At 42.0% G+C, this 25,002-nt stretch carries 27 protein-coding genes; 17 read left to right on the plus strand and 10 right to left on the minus strand.

Going from position 1 to position 25,002, the window contains the following annotated elements:
- Positions 1-13: 13 nt before the first annotated feature.
- Together QM738_RS02650 and QM738_RS02655 are read right to left on the minus strand one after the other, a co-directional pair.
- Entirely contained in the window at positions 14-343 is a 330-nt protein-coding gene (locus tag QM738_RS02650) for a 2TM domain-containing protein (RefSeq protein WP_462275132.1), read from the minus strand.
- 37 nt (positions 344-380) lie between these two features.
- Positions 381-2,639: a TonB-dependent receptor gene (locus QM738_RS02655; RefSeq protein WP_462275133.1), complete on the minus strand. Its 2,259-nt coding sequence runs from the start codon at positions 2,637-2,639 to the stop codon at positions 381-383.
- Positions 2,640-3,097: 458 nt separating this feature from the next.
- Between QM738_RS02655 and radA the strand changes: the two genes are divergently transcribed.
- The 10 genes from radA (at position 3,098) to QM738_RS02705 (ending at position 12,175) form a co-directional block, all read left to right on the plus strand.
- Complete coding sequence (radA, locus tag QM738_RS02660) at positions 3,098-4,423, plus strand: DNA repair protein RadA (protein WP_462275134.1); 1,326 nt, start codon at positions 3,098-3,100, stop codon at positions 4,421-4,423.
- 94 nt (positions 4,424-4,517) lie between these two features.
- On the plus strand, positions 4,518-5,432 hold the full coding sequence (locus QM738_RS02665; protein WP_462275135.1) for a hypothetical protein: 915 nt from the start codon (positions 4,518-4,520) through the stop codon (positions 5,430-5,432).
- 16 nt (positions 5,433-5,448) lie between these two features.
- Complete coding sequence (locus tag QM738_RS02670; RefSeq protein WP_462275136.1) at positions 5,449-6,150, plus strand: ComF family protein; 702 nt, start codon at positions 5,449-5,451, stop codon at positions 6,148-6,150.
- A 20-nt stretch (positions 6,151-6,170) separates the two neighbouring features.
- Entirely contained in the window at positions 6,171-7,592 is a 1,422-nt protein-coding gene (locus tag QM738_RS02675; RefSeq protein WP_462275137.1) for a hypothetical protein, read from the plus strand.
- A 107-nt stretch (positions 7,593-7,699) separates the two neighbouring features.
- Positions 7,700-8,275, plus strand: coding sequence for a glutathione peroxidase (locus tag QM738_RS02680; RefSeq protein WP_462275138.1), 576 nt, complete (start codon positions 7,700-7,702; stop codon positions 8,273-8,275).
- Between the two features lie 130 nt (positions 8,276-8,405).
- Entirely contained in the window at positions 8,406-8,825 is a 420-nt protein-coding gene (locus tag QM738_RS02685; RefSeq protein WP_462275139.1) for an aspartyl protease family protein, read from the plus strand.
- Positions 8,822-9,169, plus strand: a complete 348-nt coding sequence (locus tag QM738_RS02690; protein WP_462275140.1) for a hypothetical protein — start codon at positions 8,822-8,824, stop codon at positions 9,167-9,169. Before QM738_RS02685 ends, QM738_RS02690 begins: the two co-directional genes overlap by 4 nt.
- A gap of 38 nt (positions 9,170-9,207) precedes the next feature.
- Positions 9,208-9,699, plus strand: a complete 492-nt coding sequence (locus QM738_RS02695; RefSeq protein WP_462275141.1) for a hypothetical protein — start codon at positions 9,208-9,210, stop codon at positions 9,697-9,699.
- Positions 9,700-9,712: 13 nt separating this feature from the next.
- Positions 9,713-10,426 (plus strand): DNA polymerase III subunit, encoded by a 714-nt coding sequence (locus tag QM738_RS02700; RefSeq protein WP_462275142.1) that lies wholly within the window; start codon positions 9,713-9,715, stop codon positions 10,424-10,426.
- 303 nt (positions 10,427-10,729) lie between these two features.
- A complete protein-coding gene (locus tag QM738_RS02705) occupies positions 10,730-12,175 on the plus strand; it encodes a PSP1 domain-containing protein (protein WP_462275143.1) in 1,446 nt (481 codons plus the stop codon).
- 14 nt (positions 12,176-12,189) lie between these two features.
- On the opposite strand, the gene QM738_RS02710 is transcribed toward QM738_RS02705, so the two are convergent.
- The 8 genes from QM738_RS02710 to QM738_RS02745 are packed head-to-tail and all read right to left on the minus strand — an operon-like array spanning position 12,190 to position 19,070.
- Positions 12,190-13,284: a hypothetical protein gene (locus QM738_RS02710; RefSeq protein ID WP_462275144.1), complete on the minus strand. Its 1,095-nt coding sequence runs from the start codon at positions 13,282-13,284 to the stop codon at positions 12,190-12,192.
- A 4-nt stretch (positions 13,285-13,288) separates the two neighbouring features.
- On the minus strand, positions 13,289-14,656 hold the full coding sequence (locus QM738_RS02715) for an FAD-dependent oxidoreductase (RefSeq protein WP_462275145.1): 1,368 nt from the start codon (positions 14,654-14,656) through the stop codon (positions 13,289-13,291).
- Positions 14,622-14,891 carry a hypothetical protein gene (locus QM738_RS02720; protein ID WP_462275146.1) on the minus strand — a complete coding sequence of 90 codons (270 nt, stop codon included), beginning with the start codon at positions 14,889-14,891 and terminating at the stop codon, positions 14,622-14,624. Before QM738_RS02720 ends, QM738_RS02715 begins: the two co-directional genes overlap by 35 nt.
- A 4-nt stretch (positions 14,892-14,895) precedes the next feature.
- A complete protein-coding gene (locus tag QM738_RS02725; protein WP_462275147.1) occupies positions 14,896-16,422 on the minus strand; it encodes a polyamine aminopropyltransferase in 1,527 nt (508 codons plus the stop codon).
- A 1-nt stretch (position 16,423) separates the two neighbouring features.
- Positions 16,424-16,627, minus strand: a complete 204-nt coding sequence (locus QM738_RS02730) for a DUF350 domain-containing protein (RefSeq protein ID WP_462275148.1) — start codon at positions 16,625-16,627, stop codon at positions 16,424-16,426.
- Between the two features lie 11 nt (positions 16,628-16,638).
- A complete protein-coding gene (locus tag QM738_RS02735) occupies positions 16,639-16,812 on the minus strand; it encodes a hypothetical protein (RefSeq protein WP_462275149.1) in 174 nt (57 codons plus the stop codon).
- A 12-nt stretch (positions 16,813-16,824) separates the two neighbouring features.
- Positions 16,825-18,717: a DUF4178 domain-containing protein gene (locus QM738_RS02740; RefSeq protein WP_462275150.1), complete on the minus strand. Its 1,893-nt coding sequence runs from the start codon at positions 18,715-18,717 to the stop codon at positions 16,825-16,827.
- Positions 18,717-19,070: an S-adenosylmethionine decarboxylase family protein gene (locus QM738_RS02745; RefSeq protein WP_462275151.1), complete on the minus strand. Its 354-nt coding sequence runs from the start codon at positions 19,068-19,070 to the stop codon at positions 18,717-18,719. Before QM738_RS02745 ends, QM738_RS02740 begins: the two co-directional genes overlap by 1 nt.
- Positions 19,071-19,220: 150 nt before the next feature.
- On the opposite strand from QM738_RS02745, the gene gldA reads away from it, so the two are divergent.
- The 7 genes from gldA to QM738_RS02780 all read left to right on the plus strand — a co-directional run bounded on the left by gldA (position 19,221) and on the right by QM738_RS02780 (position 24,958).
- Positions 19,221-20,132, plus strand: coding sequence for a gliding motility-associated ABC transporter ATP-binding subunit GldA (gldA, locus tag QM738_RS02750; RefSeq protein ID WP_462275152.1), 912 nt, complete (start codon positions 19,221-19,223; stop codon positions 20,130-20,132).
- 21 nt (positions 20,133-20,153) lie between these two features.
- A complete protein-coding gene (gene eno, locus QM738_RS02755; RefSeq protein WP_462275153.1) occupies positions 20,154-21,443 on the plus strand; it encodes a phosphopyruvate hydratase in 1,290 nt (429 codons plus the stop codon).
- 85 nt (positions 21,444-21,528) lie between these two features.
- Positions 21,529-21,837 (plus strand): FtsB family cell division protein, encoded by a 309-nt coding sequence (locus QM738_RS02760; protein WP_462275154.1) that lies wholly within the window; start codon positions 21,529-21,531, stop codon positions 21,835-21,837.
- Between the two features lie 92 nt (positions 21,838-21,929).
- Positions 21,930-22,169: a hypothetical protein gene (locus QM738_RS02765; protein WP_462275155.1), complete on the plus strand. Its 240-nt coding sequence runs from the start codon at positions 21,930-21,932 to the stop codon at positions 22,167-22,169.
- Between the two features lie 51 nt (positions 22,170-22,220).
- Positions 22,221-22,877 (plus strand): endonuclease III, encoded by a 657-nt coding sequence (nth, locus tag QM738_RS02770; protein WP_462275156.1) that lies wholly within the window; start codon positions 22,221-22,223, stop codon positions 22,875-22,877.
- Between the two features lie 58 nt (positions 22,878-22,935).
- The gene (locus tag QM738_RS02775; protein ID WP_462275157.1) at positions 22,936-23,847 is read left to right on the plus strand and encodes a hypothetical protein; all 912 of its coding nucleotides are present in this window, start codon (positions 22,936-22,938) and stop codon (positions 23,845-23,847) included.
- A gap of 172 nt (positions 23,848-24,019) precedes the next feature.
- A complete protein-coding gene (locus tag QM738_RS02780; RefSeq protein ID WP_462275158.1) occupies positions 24,020-24,958 on the plus strand; it encodes a hypothetical protein in 939 nt (312 codons plus the stop codon).
- The last annotated feature ends 44 nt before the right edge of the window (positions 24,959-25,002 follow it).

The raw sequence follows: 25,002 nt of genomic DNA on the forward strand, positions 1-25,002 counted from the left end.
AAAATGGTTGAGTTTATTTGTATTGTTGATTTTTTAATTTCTGGTATTCATTTTCCACTGAATTAGTACGGGGAAAAATATAAGCGCCTGCAAAATGAAAAGCAAGACCAATACCCCAGCCCATCGTTGTCCAGATAGGCCATGGATATTTATACTGAAAGTTATTCATAATATCCATATCAAAACCACGGTGCTGGTTACCCGTAAAAAACCATATACCCCATAAAAAAGCATTGATGATAAGATAAATTACAGCATGATTTTTAAAGCTCACTCTTTTTTGCGCTATCTCCCAAAGTTCGGGGTTCTTACCTTCGGGTGCAGGCTGGCGATAGTTTGACATAATTTTAATTTTGGTCTTTCCTTAATAAGAAAGAAGGTTATAAATTATTATTAATAGCATCCTGTGTTCTGTCGGTACCAAAACTTAAGAAACAACCAATAAACACAAATCTTTTACTGGGTGGTGTTACCGCTTCTTTACGGCTGCCGTCATTGGTATAGTTGTAAGTGTACACCTGTTTCTGTCCAAATACATTATTGATGCCCAGCACCCATACGGCAAAGTTTTTCGTATCCTTTCTGCCAATGGTGGGCAGGTAATTTACACTAAAACTGCAACTGTTATAATTAATAGTTGTACCCATATCGGTAAACACATTCTTCTGCTGTACATTATCATAAGCAATGCGATAGTAAGGTCGTCCGCTGGCAAAATTATAGCTCAGGTTAAACTGTGTTTTCCATTTCATGATAAACTTCTTAAATACAAACGCAGCAGTATGTTTTGCAGCAAACGAAGGCTGTATCAGCGAAGGGAAATTTAAAAAATCCCTTTTGGTATCCAGGTACGAATAAGATATCCAGTAGTCAACCGTAGGGATCGTTTTCTTATCTCTCCAGAAAGCTTCAAAACCTTTTGCATAACCGGTACCATTGTTGTTGATGGCCACTTCGCGGCTGTTGGTATTATAACCGGTCTTATACAGGTCCTCGTATTTTTTATAGAACAATTCCATACGCAGTGTTTGCAAACCTGTCAACTTCTGGTACTGCAGTATATAATGCGTTGCTTTGGAAAAATTCAGCAAACTGCTGGAAGGCATATATTTTGTTTCAGGATTCTGGTAAAAAATGCCATAAGCAAATCCTGCAGAACTGTATTTACCCAGTTGGTAGGCCAGCGAAGCCCTGGGTACCACATTCCATTTATCCAGCAATTGCGAGTGCTCGGTACGCACCCCCAGTTTTGCAGCCAGTGCATTGGTGATATAAATATCGGACTCGCCAAAACCTGCTATCATGGTTTCCTTTACAGTGCTGCTGTATTTTGTGCCGTCATATAAAGTATAAGCGCCTTTTTCACTACTGATGCTTAACTCTGTTCCAAAACGTATAGCACTTAAGCCACTTAGTTTTTTATCCAGCATGATCCTGTTCTGGAAAAAATGGCCGGTTGAGATCAAATCGAAATTTTTATATGCATAGAACATCGGCGTAGTGATCACCTGCTTTACATTCGAGGCATTTTGCATTTCGTTGCTGATATTATCCCTGTTGGTGCTGTAAGAGGCTCCCACATTCAGTTTCCATTTATTTTTCAGCGGTTGTTTCCAGTTCACATTATGGTACTGGTTAAAATTACTGAGTGTAAAAGCATCTTTCATCACCACCGAATCAATATCCGCCGTGCGGCTGCCCAAAGTAGTGGAGCTTATATAAGAATAGAATTTAACCATACCGCCGCCCTTTGTTTTAAAACGGAAGTTCACATCGCCATCAAACACCACGGGTATCTTAAAATAATCCTGCTTTTGTTTGATCACATTAAAAGCCAGCCAAAGGTTTACATAGTTGGCATTGATGCCCCAGCTGGATTTTTTATCTTTCGACAGGTGCTGCAAGCCGCCGCCCACGCCCACTACGCTCACGCCCACATCGGCTTCGCTTTTTTCTGGCAGGTCCTTGCTCTCCAGGATAAGTGCCGAAGAAAGCGCCTGGCCATACAAAGCCGAGTAACCGCCGGTGCTGAACACCGTGCCTTTAAAAAGAAAAGGATTGAACCGGCCCCTTTGTGCAATGCCGGGGGTGCCGCTGTAAAAAAAGTTATTTACCTGGGTGCCGTCAATAAAGATCTTGCTTTCGGTGGCCGTACCGCCCCTTACAAACAGGCCTTCACTTTCCCCCACCTGCTGGGTACCGGGTAATGATTTAAGCGCCGAGGTAACATCGCCGTTGGCGCTGGGGGTGGTAACAATATCAATATCGGTCAAAACAGCCCCTTTCTTTTTATCGCTGGCCTCGAACGAGCCGGCCGATATCACCACCGCCTTCAGGTCGGTAACCTGCTCCTTTAAAGCCACCGGAACGGTGATATTGGCGCCCGCAATGGTTATTTTTTGCTCAAAAGACTTAAAACCGGATGCCGTGATCTCGATCACCTGGTCGCCCTTTTCGGAAGTGGTAAAAGAAAAATTGCCCAGCGAGTCGGTGGTGGCGCCATCGTAGGTATCTTTTAAAACAACGCTGATGCCCCGCAGCGGTTTGTTCTTATTATCAACCACTTTACCGCTTATTTTCACCTGCCCCTTTGCCGCCATAACCGCCAGTATTAATAGTATAGTAAAGGTTTTATTCATCACAGTAAATTTGTCACAATATTAAAGTAGTTTATTTTATAAACCAAATATTTTTGAAGAAATAATTTTTTCTTAACCTGATTTTCGGCTACACTTTAAGGTGGCAAAACAGGCCCATAAGTAGCTGATAATTATCATATTATAATCAGGTCTATTTGTCGTATTCTGGCCAAAAACACCTCCAAAACTTATCAACATGCCTCAAAATATATTTTTTTATGTGGCCGTAAATTGTAATTTAGCAATAGAATTTAATGGGTTAGTAAGTACAAAGGGCTATCAGAAATGATAGCCCTTTTACTTTAAAAAGTTCCTGAAATCACCCGCTTTATTTTGTTCCGTTGATACAACCTTCTGCAAAAAAATTTCAACTTTTCTTTTTTAAAAACCGTTTAACGATTGCATCAGCAATCTAAAATCGACAATCTAAAATCTGCAATCGCCATTATCTTTACAACATGAGTAAAACTAAATCGGCATTTTTTTGCCAGAGCTGTGGTTACGAAAGTGCAAAGTGGTTGGGTAAATGTCCATCGTGCAATAACTGGAACACATTTGTAGAAGAAGTAATTGTTAAAGGCAGCGATAAAAAAGAAAAAGATGAATGGGCGGAATATAAAAGGGATGGTAAATTAAAAACCATTTCCATCAATGAAGTCAGCAGCGCCGAAGAAAAAAGAATACTGTCACAGGATGCAGAACTGAACCGTGTGCTGGGTGGCGGCATTGTAAGCGGCAGTATTGTACTGGTGGCCGGCGAACCGGGTATTGGTAAATCCACTTTGTTTTTACAAATTGGTTTGCAGTTGAAAGACGTGGTTACATTATATATAAGTGGGGAAGAAAGTGAACAGCAGATAAAAATGCGTGCCGACAGGATCGGTATTAAAAACGAAAATTTTTACCTGTTGACTGAAACAGATACCAAGACCATCTTTCACGAAATAAAAAAACTGAAACCGCAACTGGTCATCGTCGATTCCATTCAAACATTGCAATCGCCATTTGTAGAGAGTGGACCGGGCAGCATCAGCCAGATAAGAGAAACCGCTGCAGAACTGCAGCGCTTTGCAAAAGAGACCAACACGCCGGTGTTCCTGATCGGCCATATTACCAAAGATGGCAACATTGCCGGGCCCAAGATACTGGAGCACATGGTGGATACCGTATTGCAGTTTGAAGGCGACCGTCATTATGCTTACCGCATCCTGCGCACTTTAAAGAACCGCTTTGGTTCCACTGCCGAGCTGGGCATTTACGAAATGGGCAGCGAAGGCATGCGTGCAGTAACTAACCCCAGCGAAATTCTCATCACACAAAAAGAAGATGCTTTAAGCGGTATTGCCATTGCCGCCACCATGGAAGGCATGCGCCCTTTATTGATAGAAGCACAGGCCCTGGTTACACAAAGTGTATACGGCACGCCGCAACGCACGGTAAGTGGTTTCGACCTGCGGCGTTTGCAATTATTATTAGCCGTGCTGGAAAAGCGGGGCGGTTTTCATTTCGGTGTTAAAGATGTATTTGTAAATATTGCCGGGGGATTAAAGATAGAAGATCCTTCACTGGACCTGGCCATTGTGTGCGCCCTGCTCAGCAGTTATGAAGATGTGGCCTTGCCGCAGCATATTTGTTTTGCCGGCGAAGTGGGCCTTAGCGGGCGAGATAAGGGCGGTAAACCGTATCGAACAGCGTATAGCCGAAGCCGAAAAGCTGGGCTTCGAAAAAATCATCGTCAGCAAGTACAACGCCAAAAGTTTACCCAAGCAAAAAACCAATATTGAAGTAATAGCATTGGGCAAGGTGGAAGAAGTGTACCAGTATTTGTTTTAAAGTAATGTGCTATTGAAATTGCGCTTAATTATTTAATTTCGCTTTATGAAAACTAACTATTTATTTACCCTGCTGATCGCTATTATCTTTCTTTCTGCCTGTCAAAAAGAACTTTCCCTGGAAAATGCAAATCCAACACCACCTCCGGCCGGAACTAATAATGACAGCACTATATTAAAAGAATTTGTTTACCTGGATACGTTAAGCGGTATTACAGATACACTCGCCAAAACCACTTTTGAATACGACAACCTGCACAGGTTAACCACGGAGACCACCGTAGAATACATGAATGGTGTTCCATATTATGCAGATGATTATGAAAGGCTGTTCTATTATTATAATGGAAGCGATACTATTGCAAATAAAGTGATCGATGTATTTTACGATGAAGTCGATATCAGGGACTCAATAGTAACCTTCTTTACCACTAACAGTAACCAGGTAGTGATAAGAGACTCCAGCATTTACTTCTTTAATAACTTTACAACTGGTGTTACAGATACTATAACCAGTACCTCAGCTTATACCATTTATGCCGATAGCATTATTGAGAATAACAGGAATTATACTTACTCTCTTGCAAGTGAAGTGATCAATAAATTCAAGCATGCCATAACCAGGTCAGGTAGTAATATCGTAAAGGAAATTTATTATATAGATGAACCCACCGGTTACAGGGAAATAAACCGGGTTACATACCAGTATGACACCCACATTAATCCCTTCAATATGGGAAACATCAATTACCCAGTAATGATCAACAACAACCCAAGCGGATTTTTATACGATCAAAAGAACAACCCGCTGGAATCAGTAACAACCCCGGTAACAGGCTCTGCTTCCACAGAAAAATATGCTTATATTTATAATAGTTGGGCATATCCCAAGACTGTTGTTTGGTCCGATCCAGCAGATCCGTCTGCTTCCTGGAAGGGAATTTATATTTATACAAAATAAATAGCGGTAAAAATACTTGAGGTCATTCACCAACATATTATATGACACTCTCCACCTTTTCTACCCGCATATATGCACGGGTTGCGGCAGCGATCTGTTGCCGCAGGGTAACCAGTTGTGCGTTTATTGCATCAACGATCTGCCGCATACCAACTTTGCACAGTTTGCAAACAATCCCATTGAAAAAATATTCTGGGCACGCATACCTGTAACAGCTGCCCACAGCGAATTTTATTTTGCAAAAGAAACATTGCTGCAGCACCTCATTCACCAGCTGAAGTATAAGAACAATACGGATATCGGCATTTACCTGGGCGAAATGATGGGCAACTCCCTTTTGCAGAGTGGCCGCTTCAGCCAGTTGGATTACCTGGTACCGCTACCACTATATCCCGATAAAGAACGCAAAAGAGGCTATAACCAGGCAGCGGTAATTTGCAAAGGCATCTCTGAAATAATGCAGGTACCGGTATTGAATGATAATGTGGTACGCCGCCGCTTTACCGAAACCCAGACCCGTAAACACCGTACTGAAAGATGGGAAAATGTGGAAGGCAGTTTTGTAGTAAATGATCCCACGGTGCTGCAGGGAAAAAAGATTTTACTGGTAGACGATGTGGTTACCACCGGCGCCACGCTGGAGGCTTGCGGCAGTACAATATTGCAGGTGCCCGGCACAAAATTATATATTGCCACATTGGCCTACGCTACTAAATAGTTTTGATTTACATTTGATGTATGAATAAGTACTATCGCTACGTTCAGCTTCCAGCCTTATGCTTTTTGCTTTTTGCTTTCAGCTATATGCTTCCCTCCTGCAAAAAAGATTTTTTTATTACCAGTGCAGAAGCAAGATTGACCATTACTGCAGACTCTTTAAAATATGATACCGTTTTTACCAGTACCGGTTCTATCACCAAATCTTTCAAGATCATTAATGAGAACAGCCAGAAACTACGGTTAAGCAAAGTAAAATTAATGGGCGGCGCTGCATCGGCTTTTAAAATAAATATCAATGGCAATCCTGGCCCTGAAATGGACAATGTAGAGATAGCCGCCAATGACAGTATTTATGTTTTTGCATCGGTAACTGTAAATCCCAATGCGGCCAATCTTCCATTTATTTTAAGCGACAGTATATTGATCAATTATAATGGTAACGACCGTTTTGTGCAACTGGAGGCCTGGGGGCAGAATGCCAATTTTTTACGCAATAAAGTACTAACCAGCAATATAACGTGGACGAATACACTACCTTATGTAATACTGGGCAGTGTACGTATTGATACTACCGCCACCCTCACTATTCAGGCAGGAACAAAAATATACAGCCATGCCGATGCGCCATTTATTGTAGACGGTACGCTTACCATCAACGGCACTAAAAACAACGAAGTGGTATTTGCAGGCGACAGGCTGGACTATTATTATAAAGATCTGCCGGCAGGCTGGCCCGGCATTTACTTCCGCGGCAACAGCAAGAATAATTCTTTACAGTTTGCTATTATTAAAAATGCTTACCAGGCGCTGGTAACCACGGGCCCTTCCATCAACGCCAATCCCAAGATCGTATTGCAGCAATGCATCATTGATAATGCCTACGATGCCGGTATACTGGCTGCCAACAGCAGCCTGCAGGCCAATAACAGCCTTATCAGCAACTGCGGCAGTAATATTGCATTGATATATGGCGGCGATTATACTTTTACCAATTGTACTGCCGCAACCTACTCCACCAATTATATTGTTCATAAAAACCCGGTATTGTCTGTAAGCAATTTTGCTACGCAGGGCGGCTCCACTGTACTGGCCAACCTGAATGCGGTGTTCCGCAACTGTATTTTCTGGGCTGATAACACCGGCTTTGTAAATGATGAAGTAGTGGTGAGCAAACAGGGCAGCACCACTTTTAATGTATTGTTCGAAAAAAATCTTTACCGTGGCGCCGATCCGGCCAACAGCACCCTGACCAGCAATATCCGCAACCAGGACCCCGTGTTCGATAGCATTGATGTGGTGAAGCGCATCTTTAATTTCAGGATATCCAGCCCTGCAGCGCCGGGCATTAATAAAGGAGTTGCTACCGTTTATACAAAAGACCTGGACAATGGCAACCGGAACGTTGGTTTACCCGATTTGGGTTGTTACGAAAAGCAATAAGGCAATATTATTTTACATAAATGGTAAGCATACTTATTGTAATTGGCAGTAAAATTGCCGGAACAAATTTGCAATAAAAACGTTATAAAAAATAAATCTTAACTAATATGATAAAAGCAGTAGTAATTGCGGCAGCACTGGTTTGCGCAACGCAGGTAAACAACCCTACGGTGATCCATAATGATACCGTTGCAACACGCCCGACTGTTGCGGCAAAATCCATTTATGAATTTAAAGTGGAAGGCCTGGATGGCGGCACCATCGATTTTTCGCAGTACAAAGGCAAAAAGATACTGGTGGTGAACACGGCTTCCAAATGTGGTTACACACCACAATATGAAGGACTGGAAAAACTGTACGAAAAATATAAAGATAAACTGGTGATCGTTGGTTTTCCGGCCAACAATTTTGGTGGCCAGGAGCCTGGTACCAACACCGAAATAAAAGAGTTCTGTAAAAAGAATTATGGTGTTACTTTCCCGATGGCAGCTAAAGTATCTGTAAAGGGAGAAGATACAGCACCTATTTTTAAATGGCTTTGCAGCAAAGACCAGAATGGTGTGTTGGATGCAGAGATCAAATGGAATTTTGGTAAATTCTTACTGGATGAAAATGGCAAATTACTGGCTTATTTCCCAAGTAAGGTAGAGCCGATGAGCGAGGAACTGACAAGTAAGATATAATGATCAATCAATCTTGATAAAAAGGGTGCAATTAATTATTGCACCCTTTTTTATATATGCAACCCAAACTGCGTTTCAGCTATCTTGATTAAAGACAGAAAACTTTTTTTATTAACTTTATAAGATGCAAATGGGACTGATATACGCAGAATTTGAATTGATCAATGGTGATGATCTAGCTCTTGCCAGAAAACACATTATTGGAGAAGAAGAAATAAAAAGGATACATGTGAACATGCTGGTAGATACCGGCAGCGTGTATATGTGTATCAACGAAACTGTGCAGGAACAATTACAGTTAAGTGTAGTTGAAAAACGCAAAGGCCAGCTTGCCTATGGCAGCGTTGTTGAATATGATGTGGTGGGTCCTATAGAAGTCCGCTTTAAAAACCGCCGTTGCGTGGTTGATGCAATGGTGATACCGGGGGATAATGAACTTTTATTAGGTGCCATCCCCTTAGAAGACATGGATGTTGTTATTCATCCTTACAGAAGAGAATTAATTGTAAATCCCGATCATCCTTATTTTGCTCAAATGAAATTGAAATGAGAATCCATCTTTTAATTTTCTTCCTTTTATTTACACAATTATCTTTTGCCCAAATTCCCAAAAGCGGCACTTACACTTATAATTATTGCGATATGGAGTACAACCACTGTATCGCCAAATGTAAAGTGGTGATCAAAGGAACCAAGATATGGGTATATGCACCAGATGGTTTAACCGGCATCAAAGAAGGAGAACTGTATGAAGAAGGTTTACTTTATAAACACCGTTCTGGTAAATGGCTGATCGTTTCTAATGCAAAAGAAAAACCCACCGAACTATCAAATAAAAGCGGAGATCCTTATGCGTGGATCGATTTTAAAAGAAAACGCTTCTGGACATTTTAGCGCTGCTTTTCCACTCCCCTTCTTTTATCTTTGCACCCATGCAATTCCAATCCATCGCCGGCCAGAAAGATACCAAGGAACACCTGGTACAAATGATACAGCACAACAGGCTGAGCCATGCTTTATTGTTTTTAGGCAAAGAAGGCAGTGGCGCTTTGCAACTGGCCATGGCTTTTGCACAATACATTGTTTGCGAAAAAGTAAATGGCAAGCAAACCAAAGCTGCAGCAGAACCTTCTTTATTTGGAGAACCCGAACCTTCAACCATCAACCTTCAACCTTCAACTTTCTCCGATTCGTGTGGGGAATGTGCGGCCTGCAAAAAAGCAGCGGAACTGATCCATCCCGATATACATTTTTCTTATCCTGTTATTACAAAAAAGGCCGGTGAAAAACCGGTGAGTGCCGATTTTATAAAAGAATGGCGGGAGTTTGTATCGCAAAGCCCTTACGGTAATATTTACGACTGGCTGCAGTTCATCGGTGCAGAAAACAAGCAGGGTAATATCACTGCCAGCGAAGTGCAATGATATTAACCGCACTATGAGCCTGAAAAGTTTTGAAAGCGAATACAAGATCCTGATCATGTGGATGCCGGAATTTTTGGGCAAAGAGGGCAACAAGCTTTTAAAGCTAATAGAGGAACCTCCACCCAATACGCTCTTTGTTTTTGTGGCCGAGAACGACGGGCTGATACTACCCACCATTTTGTCCCGCACGCAGTTAGTAAAGATCCCATTGCTCAGCAACCAGGAACTGGAAGCGGCGCTGGAACTGAAAGAAGGGGTGAACATTACAAAGGCAGCGCAGGTAGCCGCACTGGCCGAGGGCAATTACCGGGAAGCGCTGCAGTTATTGCAGCATGCCGAAGACGACTGGCAGGGTATGCTGCGGGAATGGCTGAACGCAGTTTTAAAGACCGGCCCTGTAGCCCAGGTAAAATGGATAGAAGAAACCGCCAAACTGGGTAGGGAAAAGCAAAAGCAGTTCCTTAAATACTTCATTCACCTGCTGGAACAGGCTATACGGTTAAGAGCCATGGACGAGCCTGCCAATGGACAACCCTCTGCTGATCATGACTTTGCGCTGCGGCTGAATAAGATCTGCGGCATTGGCCAGCAGGAAGCCATCATCAACGAACTGGATAAGGCCAGTTATTATATTGAGCGCAATGCCAACGGCAAAATGCTCTTCCACGCCCTTTCTATCAGGTTATATCATATTATTAGCAACAAATCAGTAATTTTGGTGAATTGAGGGGTTGAACCAGTGGATAGCATACTAACAGGCACGATTATTTTGTTATCAGCATATAATCTCTAGTCAATACGAGGCGTTTATTTTTTATGGCATTTATTTATGTGGATGCCCAACAGAGATATATAGTTGAAGAGTGTCCCGGATGCTTTCGGGATAAACTCAGCCAATGAAGCACCATAGTAATGCTCCCGCCGGGTTCAAAAAAAATCCCTCTCTAAAAAATGTTATTACCTGTTCCACGTTATAGAACAGGATAATTCATTTTAAATTATCAATTAACCAATTATCAATTATTAAGATATGGGATGTGGAAGCGGAGGATGCGGTACTAAAAATGGTGCACCCGGGGGTTGCCAGGATCATGGCAGCTGCAGTACCGGTGGTTGTAACCGCATGAACGTACACGATTGGCTGGCTAATTTGCCTTTCAGCGACCCTGAAAGCAATTGCCGTGTTATTGAAGTGAGTTTCAATAACGGCAGCCGCAAAGATTTTTTCAGGAATACTACTTTACAATATTTTGAAAAGGGTGATATGGTTGCCGTGGAAGGCATCAGCGGGTTTGACGTGGGTATGGTGAACATTACCGGCGAGCTGGTACGTTTGCAGATGAAGAAGCATGAGGTGGATGAAAAAAGCCCGGATATTAAAAAAGTATTGCGCCGCGCCGGTGAAGCCGACATTAATAAAATGAAGGAAAGCAAGGCCCGCGAAGCACAGATGCTCATCCGCAGCCGCGCCATTGCCCGCCAGCTGAACCTGGATATGAAAATGGCCGAAGTGGAGATACAGGCGGATGGCCGTAAAGCCACTTATTTTTATATTGCCGATGACAGGGTGGATTTTCGTGAGTTGATAAAATTATACGCCGCCGAGTTTAAAGTAAAGGTGGAAATGCGCCAGATAGGCGCCCGACAGGAAGCGGGTAAAGTAGGTGGTATCGGCAGTTGTGGCCGTGAATTGTGCTGCAGCAGCTGGCTCACTGATTTTAAGAGTGTGAACACCAATGCGGCCCGTTACCAGAATTTAAGTATCAATCAAACCAAGTTGAGTGGCCAGTGCGGCCGTTTAAAATGCTGTTTGAATTACGAACTGGATACTTATATGGATGCACTGCAGTTCTTTCCGGATGATGCCGACAGTATTGAAACTGCCAGGAGCCGTGCTTTTTTGGTAAAGAAAGATATTTTTAAGAACCTGATGTGGTATACCATGCCCGACAGTAACAAGCAATACCCGCTTACTATTGAAAGAGTAAGAAAGATAAAAGAACTGAACCGCCAGGGCATTAAACCTGAAGAACTGGAACCGGTGGAAGTGGTGAGCAGCAAGCCAAAAGAAATTGAACCGGTGTATGCAGATGTTGTGGGACAGATCAGCCTGAAAAGCCTGGAAAAGACCAGTCGCAAAAGAAGAGAGAACGAAAGGAACCAGCAACAGGGTAATAACCGTAACCGCCAGGGAGATAATCGTCCGCAACAGGGCAACCGCCAGCAGGGCGGCGGTGGTAACCAACAAAATCGCGGTGGTGGCCAGCAGGGTGGCAACCAGCAGAACCGGGGCGGGCAAAATCAACAGAAACCACAGCAACAGAACAGGGGTGGTGGACAAAATCAACAGCGTCCGAATCTCAACCAGCAAAACCGCGGCGGGCAAAATCAACAGAAACCGCAGCAACCAAACAGGGGTGGACAAAATCAACAAAGACCGAACAGTGGTAAACCTGATAACAGGGAAAAAAAATAAATTGAAACGCCGGGTTATCCCGGCGTTTTTAATTGTCCTGTTTCGTTATTCCATTTAAAATTATCTTCTTTTATTTTCCAGATAAATCCGTCGAGGATATAATGCGTTACCTGGGGCAGGGCCAATAAGGGGATAATAAAGGTCAATGCCTTATCGCTGATGTTTACTGCAGGCAGGTGATTGAAATTAAATACAAGGCCGTGCTCTTTCCATACCATAAAATCCCAAAGGCCTTCCTCTACAAATGCAAATAAAAATATGAGCGCTAAAAAAATAAGTACCCCATACCTGCTGAATACTATTTGTAAAAAGCGGTTACCCTTTTGTGGTTGCCGGTAATTCTTTTTACCATAGATCCACACCAATGCCATATATGGAATGCCGTGACTTACCACATTTAAAATTGTAAACGCCATATCGCCATTAAAATAAATGATACCAAAATACCAGGATATCAATGTGCCCGCAATTACTGCAGCCTTAGGAATATTAATGCTTTTGGCTTTGATACATTGATAAATTTCTTTTACAACAAAAACAATTACAGTTATATAATATAATGCTGTAAAAAAGATAAGCAAACCATTGGCGTTGAAATAAACAAAATCATTATCAGTAAACCAGTTGAAGTTGCGTGGCCCTTTTAAGTGCCAGTATAAAATGGGGTACAGTGTAGCGTAGTAAATAGTTATTTTATCGATGAGGCGGCTGTAGTAACCTGCATTTTCCTTTCTGCTGTATACCCGCATGAATCCATATTGCTGGCGAACAAAATGAAAGACCGCTACATAGGCCAGTAATCTCCAGAAAAGGATATTACTGATAGCGTATGCAATAATTCCCAATATAAAACCTATGAATGGGATAGCAGAGAGAATGAAACGCTGGCGCTTAAAAGCATTCTTATCAAAATAGGTACGGAACAAGGTAGTGTACACATGCGCCACATCTACCAGTAATATCAGTATCACCCAACCTGCGTCAGACATACTTTTAACGTTCTGAAATAGACCCGGGAAAAGAAAGATCACCAGCAGGCTTATAAATGGCGGCAGCAGGATAAACAACACATCGGTGGTTCTGTTTCCTATCCAGGGTTGCGGTTGCATAATTTTAAATTTGTTTTGCCATTATTTTTTTTGCTGCGTTCAGCCCCTGGTAAAATGCTTCTTCAAAAATGGAGATACCTGCTATATCGGTATGGGCAAAATGAATATTGTCGTTTATTGACCTTGCCATTTCCTTTCTTGCTTCGCCTGTAATAAAGCCGGGTAAGGGCTGTATCATAGCATGACCCCATACCATAACGTTGATCTCTTCTGTCTTTTCTTCAATATCCTCGTGTATCTTTTCCAGGTCCCTAAAGATGACATCCACCCAGTCCTCATGTTTTTTCTGCTGTGCCTGCTGCCTTTCTGTAACGGCATCGGTGGCGCATAATGGCATATAGTAAGTAAGATTGCGTTTAGTTTTATACAGTTGCAACTGCTGATGCGTGGCGTCGATATACCCGAGCGATGTGCTGTCGTAGATCACATTGTCCCACGATAAAGGCGCTCCTTCCTTTTGCTTTAGTTCGTTCACTTTTATATTAGCCACCATCCACGGCGCATAGTTAAAATTATTTTTTACAGCAGCCATCCTTTCATTATTATTTAATAAACGGCCGGCAACAAATTGCGGTGCTGCCACAATGCACTGATCTGCCTCAACAGCAAAATATTTTTTATTGGCTGCATCAAAGCATTCCACAATTACTTTATCCTGTTGCGCAATTATTTTAGTTGCAAGACAATTGGTTTTGGTTTGCGCTTTACAAATTTTTTTTAATTGGTTCACTAAAAACCCATTCCCTTCGGGCCAGGTGATCACATCACTGTAAGTGGCATTGACCGCTTTTCCTTTTCGTGCAGCAAAATAATGTATGCCAGCCCAGGCGCTTATTTTATCATGCGGTGTTCCAAAATCATCCTTAGTACAATAGTTCACGTAATTGTGCAGGTAATTGCTTTCATAATGGTTGTTCAGCATCCACTGCTTCATGGTAATATTGTCCAGTGTTGTAAATACCGTATCCGTACTGGATGCATTTACAGGTATGGCAAAAGCATCTTTTCCATCCGCCCCTGTTGTATACCGGTATACATTCATTTGTTTTAAAAAAGTATCTATCTGTGCAATATCCTTTGCAGGCAATCCAAAATGCGGTACCAGCCCATCCTGCCATCTTCCATTAATGAATAATCTTTCTTCCGGATCGAAACACAAATATTCTTCTTTGTATTCCGGCAGGTTATTTTCGCCCCTGCTTTTTATAATACCGCACTCGTCTAAAAAATCAATGTACGCTGTAAGATCGTTATTAGGTATGGGTACATAGTGAGCGCCCCATGGAAAAGCGGATATCTCATTTGCACCGCTCTTTGCATTACCACCTACTTCTTTTTCAGAGATCGAGTAAAATAAAATCTGTAAGATCATTAGAGCTCAGGTGTCTTGCTGCAGACAGGCCGCTTATCCCTCCTCCTATTATTACCACTTTGCTTTTAATAGTTTCGGCTACGGCATTGTTGTTTGCCGTACGCAACAGGTGACCGATATTGGATGATGCGCCAATGATCGTTCCTTTAATTAGGTTCTTTTTTTTACAGGATGAAGCCGTGGCCGCAACTGTTGCAGATCCTAAAACTATTTGTATGAATTCTTTCCTGTTCATGCTATCAGTCCAGGTATTTATCCCATTCTTCTTCAAAATAACCTACCAGCACCTGGTTATTTAATTTATTGGCAGGAACCGGTTTGTTATACTGCATATCCTGCGGAAAAACAAACATCTGTTGCATTACAGCCGGGTTAAGAAATTTTAAACCGGCCGGGTAGTTGACAAACCAGTGCCTATCTGAATCGGCGCTTGCAATTATATATCCCCATTCGCCAAATGAAGGCACGTAATTGTGATAAGGCATGGTAAAAAAACCTGCCGCACGTATGGTATTATTGATGCACCAGAAACTTTTAGGCGCCACATAAGGAGAAGTACTTTGTATTACCGCCACGCCACCGGGATTGATCACTTTTTTTAAAAGATCGTAGAACATGGTGCTGTACAATTTGCCGATCGAAAAATTGGATGGGTCCGGGAAATCCACTACCACTGCATCGTACTTTTGTTTGCAGTTGGTAAGCCACAAAAATGCATCTTCATTTTTTACCGTTACTTTTTTATTGCTTAATGAACCTTCGTTAAGTTTTACCAGTATTTCCTGGGTTGAAAAAAGTTTGGTCATTACTGCATCAAGGTCCACCAGTTGTATCTTTTCCACGGAGGGATATTTTAAAATTTCCCTTACTGCCAATCCATCACCACCACCAAGCACCAATACATTTTTAAGATCTGTTACAGATGATAAGGCAGGATGCACCAGTGCTTCGTGGTAACGGTATTCATCCGCCGAACTGAATTGCAGGTTGCCATTAAGGTGCAGCCGCAGTTCCCGTTTATTTTTTGTGATAACGATGCGTTGATAAGGAGAAGAGGTTGCATACACTACATTATCCCGGTAAGTAAGGCTTTCGCTGTACGACATGATGTTATCGGAAAAAACAAATGCCACCACTTCCACCAGTAATGCCAGTATCGCTATTGCTTTAATGAGGCCGGCCTGTTTTATCTGTGCAGTAAAATAATGTGCCAGGTACCAGCCAACAGCAATATTAATGATACCAAAGAATAAAGAGGTACGTATCAATCCGAGATGCGGCACCAGTATCAAAGGAAAAATAAGAGAAGCGAGTAAGGCACCGATATAATCAAAGGAAAAAACCTTGCTCACCAGGTCTTTAAATTCGATCTTGTCTTTCAATATCCGCATCAGTAGTGGAATTTCCAATCCCACCAGCACGCCGGTGATCAGTACCATTACGTATAACACCAGCCTGAATGAAACCACCAACGGGAATAATAAGAACAAAGTGGCAGAACTGAAACCACCGATGAGGCCTATCAGTATTTCTATCTTAATGAACCATTTTAAAATATCGTTATTGAAGTATTTGGAAAAGAAGGACCCAATGCCCATTGCAAAAAGGTAAGTGCCGATAATGGTACTGAACTGCGTAACACTATCACCCAGTAAATAACTGGCCAGTGTTCCCGCCACCAGTTCATATATCAAACCGCAGGTGGCAATACAAAATACTGCTATCAGCAATATCCACTGTGCACCGTTTTCTTTTTTTGTCGTCATCTTAATGTATAGCCGAAGCAACGATGATAGAGACTGCCAGCATAAAAAAGCCCGCCAGTATGGCCAGGGCAATATTTTTATTTTCCAGTATTTCTTTACGCAGGTTATGCCTGGGCGTTAAAACCTCCAGCAAAATAAATGACACTGCAAGGATTGCAATGCCTAAAAAAGAATACAGGACGGAATTGATGATTGCTTGTGACATATTTATGAATTTTATTTGTGGCTACCCGGGCCGCTGCTGCTCCATTGCTGCTGGTTAGAAAAAGAAAACATTCTTTTCCCGGAAAAATCATAATAGAGCATTATTGCGGCCACTATAACAAAACTTAGGATAAACCACCTGAATTTAAAAAATGGCGACCGGTTATTAAAAAGATCAAATTTCATTGTATAATATTTTTAATCGCTGTTATAGTTTGCATAAGCGCTGTCCTGCCAGCGGGCCTGTTCTTTATACCTGTTAGTAAAATAATTTGCTGCAGGCCAGATCAGCAATAATAATACAGCAAACCAAAAATTCCTGTAGCTGTTTTCATCATAAACAGCTTTTACACTAAATCCCCTGAGCGTACTGGAACTGCTGTTCTCTCTTGTTCCTACCATTTCCAAAAAATATTTTCCGGCAGGTATACCCGTAATGTATCCTGTTTCATTTTGCCCGCCTTCCGACCAGTTTTCACCATCTGTATATCCCGAATAAAATTCCACCCCTTGTTCCATACTATATTCCTTACCCGTTTCTACATTCACCAATGTGGCGTTCAGTTCAAACCAGGTATTGCTTACCGGGGCATTGATATTAAAGGCAACCGTGCTTCTCCATTTATCAAGATCAAACTTCTCTGTTACAATTTTTTGCGTATATACTGTATCACTAAAATAATAATTACCCTCGCTGATCACCCTTTCTTCCTTGTTAGCTAAAAGCAATACCTGGATCAACATCAAAGCAAGTATACCAATCAAGGTCGCAGTTATTAATCTTGCGGGTTTGATATGGCCTGTTGGCTGAACAGCCCCCACCCCACGTTTATAAGGCATCGGGCCCTTTGGAGTAAATGCCTTTTCAATTGTTCCCTTATCGATATGTTTGCCAAAAAACCAACTGATACCTTCGCTGCTGTCTTTTTCCTTTATCCATATTTCGGGCGGAGCAATATATTCTTTTACCTGGGCATTCTTGTTATCAAAGGCATTATAAGGAAATTCGCCTTTGGCATCAATAACAATGTACGAATAGGAATTGAATAACCTGAAAACCGTCTTATCCAGTTCAAATGCCTTGGTATTATCATTAAGGATCACCGGCGAACTAAGCGTTTCTTTTACATAAATCCAGTGCCCATCAAATTCACTTAAAAAAGCAAAGCCGTATGTTGGATTGAACAGAACATATTCCCTCCATTTTGCTTTATATGCATTCTGTTCCTGCTTTTGTGTAAAGCCAACCACCTCGTAAGGTATATCTTTTAAGATGCCTTTTGAACCAATAGCCAAAAGTGGATCAAGCTGCTTATTCTTAGTATTCCCTTTTTTAACAGGCGCACTTTTTTCTATCGCATAAAAATTACCACAATTGCTGCAGGTACAGCTTTGAGCAAGCGGGTATGTAACCAATTTTATAGCTTTGGAACATTGCGGGCATTGCAATTCTTTACCAAAAGGATTTTTCTGCTGTATATTTTTAAGTTTCAGTTCATCAAATGAAACAGGGTAATTGATAAAAGTATCTATGTTGTTCTCTTTCCAATGAAACATCGTATACAGCATTCCACCCGTGGTTGCATATTCGTATACATCAAAATAAGTACTGAAATCATCCACTTGTATCTCTCCTTCCACCTCCCAGTAATAGCAGCTGTTCTTCTTTTGCAATTGCATATTAGTGGCATTCACTGTTTTGCCAATGGAGCTTACTGCAAGATTCGTTTTATTCAGCACTTCATTTTTTTCGGGCTGAAGAATGGAGTATAAACCATAACCCTCTGCCAGGAAACCGGTTGTTCCGTTACTGAATACAATGAACCAGTAACTGAAAAACGATTCTTCGAACCACACACCCATTTTACCAAGCACACTAAAAGTTTTATCATCCCATTCTCCCGTGGTACCGGGCTTTATCTGGTATCCTTTAACAGTTACAGCATTCAGCCTGTTTTCGGCAGTAAGTGTATTATTATTTTTTACCAGCACCCTGCCACAAGTGCATTCTTTTAAATTGGATGATGTCCATTCAAATGCCACCATTGCAGCACATGCAGGACATTGTAATATAGTACGTGGCTGATTCACTACCTGGTAATAGTTTGTTCCGAAAGAATGGTGGCGTTAAAACAGTGAACAATATTTTCAAAGATCGCCTTTACTGTATCATCATTATTGCGTTGAAAATTGCTGAGATAAACATCCACATTGATCAGTTGATGTTCCGGCCAGGTGTGTATGGAGATATGGCTTTCGCTGAGGCAGATGACTGCGGTAAAGCCGCCGGGAGAAAAATCATGGTACACTTCTCCCAGCTTAACCAGTTTGTATTCATCAACAAGCCGGTTGATAAGGTCTCGGAAACCAGCATATTTTTGGATGACCTCATTGGTACCAGTTTGCAGTGTAGCAATAAGATGTTTGCCGGGTTTGTATTCCATCCCGGTAAAAATAAATAATCTGTTGATATTTAGCTTCGTTTTTTACGCAATGTTTTACAAGCATTATATTTTGTATTTTCGCAGTAATTGCAGTAAAATAAAAGCCCCTTACCTTCTTTACAATATTTTATTGCGACTAATTTGTTATACATGTCCATTACAGTAAATAACCTCTCCAAAAATTACGGCGCTCAAAAAGCCGTTAATAATATTTCATTCAGCATCGGCAAAGGTGAGATCGTAGGTTTCCTGGGGCCCAATGGCGCCGGTAAGTCCACCACCATGAAGATCATTACCGGTTACATCAAGGCGGATGGCGGCAATGCCGTGGTATGCGGTTTAACGGTGGATGAGAACAGCAATGAAACCAAGAAGAAGATCGGTTACCTTCCCGAAGCGAACCCGTTGTATTATGATATGTACGTGAGGGAATACCTGGATTTTGTAGGCAATGTGCATAAGGTGGCCGGACTTAAAGAGCAGGTGGAAAAAGTGATCGCCACCGTTGGCCTACAGGTGGAAGCCAATAAAAAGATCGGCCAGTTGAGTAAAGGTTATAAACAACGGGTAGGGTTAGCCGCTGCGCTGATACACAATCCCGATGTATTGATACTGGATGAGCCCACCAGCGGACTTGACCCCAACCAGATCGTTGAAATAAGGGAAGTGATCAAAGAACTGGGTAAAGAGAAAACCGTTTTATTCTCTTCGCATATCATGCAGGAAGTGGAAGCCATCTGCGACAGGGTGATTATTATCAATAAAGGCAATATTGTGGCCGATGATAAACTGAGCAATATCAAACAAGGAAAAGATACAGCGCATGTGGTACTGGTACAATTCAAAGAAAATGTTCCTATAAATGAGTTGAATAAAATAAAACAGGTATCCAACATCAATCAACTTTCAACTTCCGGCTTTCAGCTTTCCACCACCAATCCCGAAAGTGTGAGAAAACAATTGCTGGAACTGAGTTTGCAGAATAACTGGAACATTGTTTCTTTGCAAAGCGAAAGCAACAGCTTAGAAGATATATTCAGAAATTTAACTTCAGGTAATTAACAATTAAAATCAACAAAGAAAATGAGTTACATCGCATCCATTCATGCCCGCCAGATTTTAGACAGTCGCGGCAATCCAACTGTAGAAGTTGACATTTTAACTGAGAACGAACATTTAGGCCGTGCGGCTGTACCCAGTGGTGCCAGCACAGGAATACATGAAGCGGTGGAACTAAGGGACGATAATAAAAAACTGTATGGTGGTAAGGGCGTTTTAAAAGCAGTAAAGAATGTAAATACCATTATTGCCGATAATTTACTGGGTTGGGATGTTGCCGATCAAACCGGTATTGACGCTGCTTTGATAGCACTGGATGGCACTGCCAATAAAGGCAAGCTGGGCGCCAATGCCATGCTGGCCGTGAGTATGGCTGTTGCAAAAGCTGCTGCACTGGAAGCCAATCTGCCGCTGTACCGCTACATTGGCGGCACCAACGCAAAAATATTGCCCATCCCCATGATGAATATCCTGAATGGTGGCGCTCATGCTGATAACAAGATCGACTTCCAGGAATTTATGGTAATGCCGGTAGGTGCTACTTCATTCAGCGAAGGTTTGCGCTGGGGTGTGGAGATTTTCCATGCTTTAAAAACCGTATTGAAGAAAAAAGGGTTCAGTACCAACGTAGGTGATGAAGGTGGTTTTGCTCCTAATATCCAGAGCAATGAAGAAGCGATTGAAACTGTATTGACCGCTATACAGGCAGCAGGCTTTAAAACCGGCAGCCAGATCATGATCGCGATGGATGCTGCCAACAGCGAACTGTGGAATGCTAAAGAAAAGAAATACATCTTCCATAAAAGCGATGGTAAAAAAATGACCAGCGAACAACTGGTGGCTTACTGGGCCAGCTGGGTAAAACAATATCCTATCTGCAGTATTGAAGATGGTATGGCAGAAGATGACTGGAAGGGCTGGAAAATGCTGACCGAAGCAGTAGGCGATAAATGCCAGCTGGTAGGTGACGATCTTTTTGTGACCAATGTTACCAGGCTGGAAAGAGGTATCAAGGAAGGTATCGGCAATGGCTTATTGGTAAAAGTAAACCAGATCGGTACCGTAACAGAAACCATCAATGCTGTAAGCATGGCGCAGCAGGCTGGCTACAACACTATCATGAGCCACCGCAGCGGCGAAACAGAAGATACCACTATTGCCGACCTGGCAGTTGCTTTGAATTGCGGACAGATCAAGACCGGTTCTGCTTCCCGTACAGATCGTATGGCCAAGTACAACCAATTGATCCGCATTGAAGAAATGTTGAGCGAAAGCGCCATTTATCCGAAAGGAAAGATTAAATTTGGTAAATAAGATATTTGTTACGGGTTACGAGTTGCGTGTTAATAAAACCCGTAACTCGTAACTTTATAACTCGTAACTTTTTTAATACTTGAATTTGAAAGTTTTATCCCACATACCATCCTGGCTTAAAAACAAGTACCTGATCACGGGAGTTGCCTTCCTGGTATGGATTTTTTTCTTTGATCCAAAAGATATCCCATCCAGTATAAACCGCATAGATACCTACAACAAACTGCAGAAAAGTGAACAGCATCTTACAAAATTGATCGCTGAAACCACCAAAGACCTTAACTTATTGAAAACGAACCCCCGGACGATTGAAAAATATGCCCGGGAAAATTATATGATGAAAAAAGATAATGAAGATCTTTTCATTGTAAAAAGCCCCTCAGAAAGCAAATAATTTTGCGGGAAAATACAATATCTCCGTAAAATTACCGTTTAAATACACGGATAATGGATATTTAATTTTTTAACACAAGCCACTTATTTGCTATGCAAAATTTTACCCCGGAAGATTTATTACTGTATTTGTATAATGAAACTTCCCCAGCACAAACAGCTGCCATAAAAGCTGCTTTGGAAAATGACTGGAGCCTGCGTGAGAAATTTGAAGTGATCACCGCTGCACAAAGCAAACTTGAAACACTGAAAATGTCACCAAGCCAACAAACGATTGACAACATTCTGAATTATGCAGAAAAAGCTGTGAGCGAACTTTCAGCTTCTGTTTAATCGTTCTTTTTTTAACGTAATTTAGTCCCGCCCCACAGGTGGGATTTTTTTATGACCAAGAAGGAACGTTACCAGTTTGTAATTGATTATTTTTTAGCACACGCCCCCAATGCCGAGACAGAACTGATATTCGATAGCCCGTTTCAGTTACTCGTTGCCGTTATACTTTCTGCGCAGTGTACCGATAAAAGGGTGAACCTTACCACCCCTTTCATTTTTGAAAAATATCCCGATTCAAAAAGCCTGAGCAAGGCCAGTTTTGAAGAGCTGTTCCCTTTTATAAAAAGCATCTCTTACCCCAATAATAAAACCAAGCACCTGATCGGCATGGCCAAAATGCTGGAGGAAAAATTCAATGGCGAAGTGCCGATGACCGTTGAAGAGTTGGTGGAATTGCCGGGTGTGGGCCGCAAAACAGCCAATGTGATCACTTCGGTAGTGGACCAGCAGCCGAATATGGCGGTGGACACCCATGTTTTTCGTGTAAGCGCCCGGATCGGGCTTACCACTAATGCCACCACCCCTTTAGCTGCTGAAAAACAGTTGATTGCAAATTTTCCGAAGGAATATATCCACCAGGCACACCATTGGTTGATACTGCATGGCCGCTATGTTTGCACGGCCCGCAACCCCAAATGCAGCGACTGCGGATTAAAATCTGTCTGTAAATTTGTCCGCATTAGAAAAAAATCAGATATTCAATTGTGAAATTTCCTGGTATCCTTTTAAACGACCCCCACATCTTTAACAAAGGAAACCTTATTTCATGCGAAAATCATTCTCCATCCTGGGCATCAGCATCCTGTTAGCCTGTGGTATACAACCTTCTTTTTCTCAAACCAGGTATTCGGACGATCCTTATTATTACAACAATTTCACGGTAGAGATCGGAGGGTCGCTGGGTATGATGAACTGCCTTACCGATTTGGGAGGTGGTAAGGGTATCGGTAAAAAATTCATTAAAGATCTTAACATCGGCAGTACCGAGCCTGCGGGCAGCATTTATTTTACGGGCCTTTATAAGAATGCACTTGCCCTAAGGGCCGAAATGACCTGGGGAATTGTGAGGGCCAGTGATGGCGTACTTAAAAAAGTGAAAGAGACCACGGGTGGCCGTTATGAACGCAACCTGAGTTTCAGGAGCCCTATTTTTGAATTGTCGCTGGTAACCGAGATACATCCACGATATTTCAAAACCTATTCCCTCAATGAAAAATTGCCGACCATATCGCCTTACCTGTTGGGAGGCATTGGTTATTTTACCTTTAATCCCCGCGCAAGGCTGAACGGTGTTTGGGAAGACCTGCGCCCATTAAATACTGAGGGGCAGGGATTTGAAGAATACCCCGACCGGAAAATATATAAACTGAAACAGATCAACTTTCCGGTGGGCGGGGGATTGAAATTCAAGCTTACGGATGAAATAAATTTCAGTACCGAATTTGTATACCGCTTTTTAATGACGGATTACCTGGATGATGTGAGTACCCGGTATGTGAACAGGAGCCTGTTCCAGAAATATTTTACAGGTGACCAGCTTACAAAAGTGCTGGCCCTGCAGGACCGGCAATCGGAGCTTAAAACCGGCCAGTTTGCCAATCCAAATGATATAAGGGGCAACCCTAATAATAATGATGCCTATTTTTCCCTCAATTTCAAGATCGGGGTGGTATTTTAATTGTCATTGTTAATCAATAAAATCGGGGCTTTGTGCAGCAAATACTAAATATTAAGTATCTTGAATTCTGTAAATACAGGATATTTATTGCACAATTATTGCTTTATTTGTATCCTATTCTCTATATCCCTTTGAAGCCCCGCCAATTATTAACAAAAGGATATTTATTTACATGAAAAAACTGCACCTTATCGCCCCGCTCCTCTTTCTCTTTACTTTTTCGGCCCGAACGACCCATGCCCAATATTATTTTTACGATAACAATTACTACGATAACCCGATGGTATTTGAACTGGGTGGTTCCATTGGTATCATGAACTGCCTTACAGACTTAGGGGGTAAAAAAGGTATCGGTAAAAAATTCATTAAGGATCTTAATTTCGGTAACACTCAGCTGGCGGGCAGTGTTTACCTGAGCGCCATTTACAAAAATGCTGTGGCTTTAAGGCTGGAAGGCACTTTTGGCCAGGTGCAGGCTTACGACAGCATCCTGCGTAAAGTAAAAACATCCACTTATGGCCGTTATGAAAGGAACCTGAGTTTCCGCAGCAATATCACCGAATTTATGGCGGTGGCAGAATTTCATCCGCTGTATATCTTTAAAAAATATGACGAGAATGACCAGTTGCCCAGGTTTTCGCCCTATGCGGTGGCAGGTGTGGGTTTCTTTTCTTTTAACCCGCAGGCAAAATTGCAAAACAGGTGGGTAGACCTGCAGCCGCTGAGCACCGAAGGCCAGGGCTTTGCAGAATATCCCAACCGTAAACAATATTCACTTCATCAAATTAGTATTCCGGTGGGTGTGGGTGTTAAGTACGAGCTGTCGCCCATGATCAACCTGAGGGCGGAATGTGTGTACCGCATTTTAAGCACCGATTACCTGGATGATGTAAGCACTACCTATATTGATCCGACTGTTTATTCCAATTATTTTACCGGTACCAAACTTACCAATGCATTATTGCTGAACGACCGTCAGTACGAACTGGATCCTACACACATTACCAGTGATGGCGACCAACGCGGCAACTCCAAGAACAATGATGCTTATTTTACTTTCAACCTTAAAGTAGGTTTGATATTTGGAAGGGAAAGGATACGCAGGCATTGATACCTATACAATATTTATAAGAAAAGGCTTCTCGTAAACGGAAG

Source organism: Ferruginibacter sp. (genome assembly GCF_049840995.1).
GTDB lineage: Bacteria > Bacteroidota > Bacteroidia > Chitinophagales > Chitinophagaceae > Ferruginibacter.